This is a genomic window from Parasphingorhabdus sp., assembly GCF_049667325.1.
In the GTDB taxonomy this organism is placed as follows: domain Bacteria; phylum Pseudomonadota; class Alphaproteobacteria; order Sphingomonadales; family Sphingomonadaceae; genus Parasphingorhabdus.
On record NZ_JBATHY010000072.1, the window covers coordinates 1 to 5,980 of the forward strand.

5 protein-coding genes are annotated in these 5,980 nt (G+C 56.6%); all 5 read right to left on the reverse strand.

The genetic code is table 11. The annotated features are described in order from the left end of the window. The coding region (locus WBM93_RS03760) for a DNA repair protein RecN (protein ID WP_424428340.1) at positions 1 to 1,439 on the reverse strand (1,439 nt) is incomplete at its 3' end. Between the two features lie 57 nt (positions 1,440 to 1,496). Then, positions 1,497 to 2,279, reverse strand: a complete 783-nt coding sequence (locus tag WBM93_RS03765) for an outer membrane protein assembly factor BamD (RefSeq protein ID WP_424428343.1) — start codon at positions 2,277 to 2,279, stop codon at positions 1,497 to 1,499. A gap of 189 nt (positions 2,280 to 2,468) precedes the next feature. Continuing rightward, positions 2,469 to 4,754 (reverse strand): polyribonucleotide nucleotidyltransferase, encoded by a 2,286-nt coding sequence (gene pnp / locus WBM93_RS03770; RefSeq protein ID WP_424428346.1) that lies wholly within the window; start codon positions 4,752 to 4,754, stop codon positions 2,469 to 2,471. Between the two features lie 269 nt (positions 4,755 to 5,023). Next, positions 5,024 to 5,293: a 30S ribosomal protein S15 gene (gene rpsO, locus WBM93_RS03775; RefSeq protein WP_424428348.1), complete on the reverse strand. Its 270-nt coding sequence runs from the start codon at positions 5,291 to 5,293 to the stop codon at positions 5,024 to 5,026. Positions 5,294 to 5,317: 24 nt separating this feature from the next. Beyond that, the coding region (locus WBM93_RS03780) for a tRNA pseudouridine synthase B (protein ID WP_424428351.1) at positions 5,318 to 5,980 on the reverse strand (663 nt) is incomplete at its 5' end.

Sequence of the window (5,980 nt, forward strand, 5' to 3'; positions counted from 1 at the left end):
AGCCGCGACAGCCGGTCGCCGATCGCCGAGGCCACCGCCCCGCCGACGCCGCGGTCAACTTCGTCAAAAATGATCGTTTTCAGACCATATTCTTCCGCCAAAGCGACTTTCAGGGCCAGAATGAACCGCGAAAGTTCACCACCGGACGCAATTTTGCCCAAAGGCGCCAGCGGGGCACCGGGATTGGTCGAGATCAGAAACTCGATCCGGTCCATTCCGCTTCTATTCCAGTGGTCTTCAGGCAATTCTTCAAGTAAAGTCTCAAATCTTGCGGCATCCAGTTTCAACGGCGCCAATTCTCCGGCAACCGCTTTATCCAGTGCCTTGGCCGCCTTGCTCCGCTTTGCCCGCAACGCTTCCGCCGTCGTGACATATGCCGCTTTCGAACGGGCCAAAGATGCTTCCAAGTCTTCCAATGTCTTGCCGCCATCGCTGATCGCCGCCAGCTTCGATTGCAGTTCATTCAGCAGATCCGAAAGCTTGTCCGGCTCCACCCGATGCTTGCGCGCTAGCCCCCTCAGGTCGAACAGGCGGGTCTCCATATCGTCGAGTCGCTGCGGATCAAAGACCAGCGCAGCGGCGGCATCATTAAGCTTGTCCTCGGCCTCGCTGGCATCGATAATCGACCGGTCGAGCGCCTCCAGAGCCTCCGCCAGCAATGGGTGATCTTCGGCAATCCGGTCAAGCCGCCGCGCCGCCGCGCGGAGCGATGCCAGGCCGCCTTCCGAGCCGTCAAACGCGGAGCGAATCAGCTCGAGATCGCCGGTCAGCTTCTCGCCCTTCATCATTGTCGCCCGACCCAAGGCCAGCTCTTGCTCTTCGCCCGGCTCGGGCGCGAATTTGGCCAATTCGGTCACGCTATGCTCAAGATATTCGCGGTCCTGTTCCGCCGCATCTTGGTCTTGCTTCGCCTGCTCCAGAGCCGTTTTCGCAGCCTGCCATGCTTCGAACGAGTCGCGAACCGCAGTGCCTTCGACACCAGCGAAAGCATCGAGCAAAGCCCTGTGCCCCTTGGGGTTGATCAGGCCGCGATCATCATGCTGCCCATGGATTTCGATGAGCTGCCCACCCACAGCGCGGAGCAGAGCCGCCGAACAGGGCTGGTCATTGATGAAGGCGCGGCTGCCGCCATCGGCCTTGACCGATCGTTTGATGATCAACGGTTCGCCGGGTTCGATTTCTATGTCATTGTCGGCCAAAGTGGCGGCCAGCTTGCTGTCCCCTGCGGGCGCGGCAAAACTGGCGGTAACCTGGGCCTTCTCGGTACCTTGGCGGACCAGACCGCTATCTGCCCGACTGCCGAGCGCCAGCCCGAGACTGTCGAGCAGGATCGACTTGCCCGCGCCGGTTTCGCCGGTTAGCACGGTGAGGCCCGACCCGAATTCGAGGTCGAGCGCCTCGATCAATACTATATCGCGGATGGATAGGGACTGCAGCACAGGTCCCTCTTAAAACACGTTTACTATAGCTGCAACGCCTTGCAGCGACATGCGGTTTTAAGTGGCCCCGTGCTTGTTCACCAGATCATAAGCCCGCTTGTACCATTTGGTGCCGGGATAGTTGGCGCCCAGTACCGCGGCGGTATTTTTCGCCTCCACCGGAACACCCAGCGAAAGATAGGATTCGGTCAGGCGCATCAAAGCTTCCGGGGTGTGGGTGGTGGTCTGATATTTGTCGATCACGATCCGGAACCGGATGGTTGCGGCAAGCCATTTGCCGCGACGCTGGTAGAAACGCCCGATTTCCATTTCCTTGCCTGCGAGGTGGTCGTTGACCAGATCCATTTTCAATGTGGCATCGGCAGCATAGCGCGAATTGGGATAGCGGCGGGCAACCTCGCCGAGAGACGATAGAGCCTGTTCGGTGATTTTCTGGTCGCGGGTCACATCGCTGATCTGCTCGTAATAGCATAGCGCAATCAGATAATAGGCATAAGGCGCATCCTTGTTGCCTGGATGGATCGACAGAAAACGGCGGGATGACTCGATCGCCTTGTTATAATCGGCGGCGAGATAATAGCTGAACGCGCTCATCTGCTGCGCACGGCGCGCCCACGGGGAATAGGGATGCTGGCGTTCGACTTCATCGAACAGCGCGGCGGCTATCTTGTACTGACCGCGGTCGAGCCGGTCTTTGGCGGCATTGTAGAGCGTATCGACATCGCGAGCGACATATCTTGTGTCTGTACCGCTTCCGCTGCTGCCGCCGAAGAGCGCGCAACCGGAAAGCATCGAAGCCGAGAGACCAATTACGGCCCATTTGATTATCTGTTTTGTCATATGGCAGACCTCTTAACCGCTTGTTTTCGTCCAGCCAAGAATAAAGCAAAAAAAGCCGCCGGAGGAGATCTATACTCCATGTTCGATTGCAGCTTTACCAGACATTAATCCGGCAATCCGCGCAGAATTATACCCGACATAAAAAAGGCCCGGATCGCTCCGGGCCCCTTTTTATTCATTTGCGGAAATCTAGTCTTCGGTGATTGAAGCCGGCAGCGGGATATCGCCGCCTGCTTCTTTCGGACCGTCATTGTTCCGGCCGCGTCCGCCGCCGTCACGGCCACGTCCACCACCGTCGCGTCCACGACCACCACCGCCGTCACGGCGTGGGCCACGAGGCTTGTCACCGCGTGGTTCGCGTGCAGGACGGGTGTCTTCGAGCTCTTCACCAGTTTCCTGATCAACAACCCGCATAGACAGGCGAACCTTGCCGCGCTGGTCGATTTCGAGAACCTTGACCTTGACTTCCTGGCCTTCGCTCAGTTCGTCAGAGACCTTCTCGACACGCTCATTCTTGATTTCAGAGACGTGGACGAGACCGTCCTTGCCGCCCATGAAGTTCACGAATGCGCCAAAGTCGACCAGGTTCACAACCTTGCCGTCATAGACTTTACCGACTTCGGCTTCTTCAACAATGCCCTTGATCCATGCGATTGCCGCATCGATCTGGGATTTGTCGGAAGAAGAAACCTTGATCAGGCCTTCGTCGTCAATGTCGACCTTCGCGCCGGTTTCGGCAACGATTTCGCGAATGACCTTTCCGCCGGTTCCGATTACGTCGCGGATCTTCTCTTTGTTGATCTGCAGCGTTTCGATACGCGGAGCATGTTCGGACATTTCGGTCCGGGTGCCGCTCAGTGCCTTGCTCATTTCACCGAGGATATGCGCACGGCCGCCACTGGCTTGTTCCAGAGCAGACTTCATGATTTCCTGCGTAATGCCGGCTACCTTGATGTCCATCTGCAAGGAAGTGATACCTTTTTCGGTACCGGCAACCTTGAAGTCCATGTCGCCAAGATGATCTTCGTCGCCGAGAATGTCGGAAAGAACCGCAAATTCTTCGCCTTCGAGGATCAGGCCCATCGCGATACCGGAAACCGGGCGCGCCAAAGGCACACCAGCATCCATCATTGCAAGCGAACCGCCGCAGACCGTCGCCATCGACGACGAACCGTTGGACTCGGTAATGTCCGAGAGAACACGGATCGTGTAAGGGAATTCTTCGACTGTCGGCAATACCGGACGGAGCGCGCGGAACGCGAGCTTACCATGGCCGGTTTCGCGGCGGCTGGTGAATCCGAAACGTCCAACTTCACCAACCGAATAAGGCGGGAAGTTATAGTGCAGCATGAAATTGGTGTAGCTCAGACCGTCGAGCCCGTCGATCATCTGCTCAGCATCTTTGGTGCCCAAAGTCGTGGTCACAATCGCCTGAGTTTCACCGCGGGTGAACAGAGCCGAACCGTGGGTCCTTGGCAGCAAACCAACCATCGCTTCGATCGGGCGAACCTGATCAAGCTTACGACCGTCGATACGGGTGCCATCCTTGATGATAGCACCACGAACGATTTCCGCTTCCAGCTTCTTGACCATCTTGCCGGCGGTCATCTGGGTCTGGCCGTCTGCATCGGCATATTTTTCTTTGGCTTTGTCGCGAACCGCATTCAGCGCGTTGCTACGTTCTGATTTGTCGGTTTTCTTGTAAGCCGCAGCAATATCTTTTCCGACCAGCTTGCGCAGTTCGTCCTTAATGCCGCTATTGTCGTCACCAGCGTCAAGCTGCCAAGGCTCTTTCGCAGCCTGTTCAGCCAGATCGATGATCAGGCCAGCTACTTCCTTACATGCGTTATGGGCAAATTGCACAGCGCCGAGCATGACTTCTTCCGAAAGCTCTTGTGCCTCGGATTCAACCATCATCACAGCGCCCATGGTTCCGGCTACAACCAGATCAAGTTCGCCTTCGGCGACTTCGTCCATCGACGGGTTCAGTTGATATTCGCCTTCTTTATAGCCAACACGCGCAGCGCCGATTGGTCCCATGAATGGAACGCCGGAAATGGTCAGCGCAGCAGAAGCAGCAACCATCGCCAGAATGTCGGGTTCGTTGACGCCATCATAGCTCATCACCTGACAGATTACGTTGATTTCGTTGTAGAAACCTTCTGGGAACAACGGTCGGCAAGGACGGTCAATCAAACGCGATGTCAGCGTTTCTTTTTCCGTCGAGCGGCCTTCGCGCTTGAAAAATCCGCCCGGGATACGACCGGCGGCTGAGAATTTTTCCTGATAGTGAACGGTCAGCGGGAAGAAATCCTGCCCGTCACGTACCGATTTGGCGGCGGTAACTGCGCACAGTACAACCGTTTCGCCGAGGGTCGCAAGTACCGCGCCGTCAGCCTGGCGGGCAATACGGCCCGTCTCGAGGGTGAGGGTCTGTCCGCCCCATTCCATTTCAACTTTTTTTACATCAAACATTCGTATTTTCCTTTGTCCCGCCTGCCCTATGCAGTGCGGGGGCTTTCTTGTGTCCAGCAATCCGGCTGAACAGCGGTTCGGGGTGACTTTCACCCCCCTTGCTTGGCGCGTCCCCGCCTTATTGCGGGGAATTGCCGATTTGTTCCCCTGCGAAGGCAGGGGTCCATCTCCCAAGTTTGCGTCAATTGGCACTTTCTGGAGATGGGCACCTGTCTACACAGGTGCACAAAGTGAAAACGGCCCCCGCAAGGGAGCCGCCTTCAAAACTCTTATTTCCGGAGACCAAGGTCCTTGATCAACTTGGCGTAACGCTCGACATCCTTCTTGCGAAGATAGTCCAGCAGGCTGCGCCGCTTGTTCACCATCATCAGCAATCCGCGACGAGAGTGGTTATCCTTGTGGTGGCCTTTGAAATGCTCGGTCAGGTTCACAATACGCTCGGTGAGCACAGCGACCTGAACTTCCGGAGAACCGGTATCGCCCTTTGTCTGGCCGAATTTTTTAATCAGTTCTTGTTTTTTTTCTGCGGTAATCGTCATTTGTTTTCATTCCTTCGAACATCATCACATATTAAACCCGCGCACCACCTTGACGGTGCCATCAACAATCTCTGCCAGCGCAACCGGAGAACCTTCATTCTCTGTCGCTAGGAAAAGCCCGTTGACTGCGGGGTTCCCGATCATTTCCTGTTCGTCCAGCGTCATGCCTTGCCGAAGCAGTTTTGCCTGATCAGGAGTGAGGTCATAAGCCGGGATGTCGTCCAGCCCTGCCTCAAGCGGCAAAAGATATTCTGTAATGTCCGCGCCCTTACCAATTTCGTTGAGTTTGTCCAGCGAAATCGCCTGTTTCAGGGTGAACGGACCGGCCTTGGTCCGCCGCAACATGGTGACATGGCCGTAAGTGCCAAGCGCCCGCGCGATGTCACGGGCCAGGGAGCGGATGTAAGTGCCCTTGGAGACTGTGGTGGTGAGGGTGACACTGTCGAGTAACTCTGTTTGCGCTGAGCTTGTCGAAGCGCCTTTATCGACTAACGGCCTTCTTTCGACAGGCTTAGGCCGAACGGATAGACCATAGATCGTCACCGCCCGCAGCTTCATCTCCACCTCTTCCCCGGCCCGCGCCAGATCATAGGCCCGGCGGCCATTGATTTTCAGCGCGGAATATTTGGGTGGTATCTGTTCGATTGGCCCGGTGAACTGCGGCAAAACCGCCTCGACGTCCTCCAA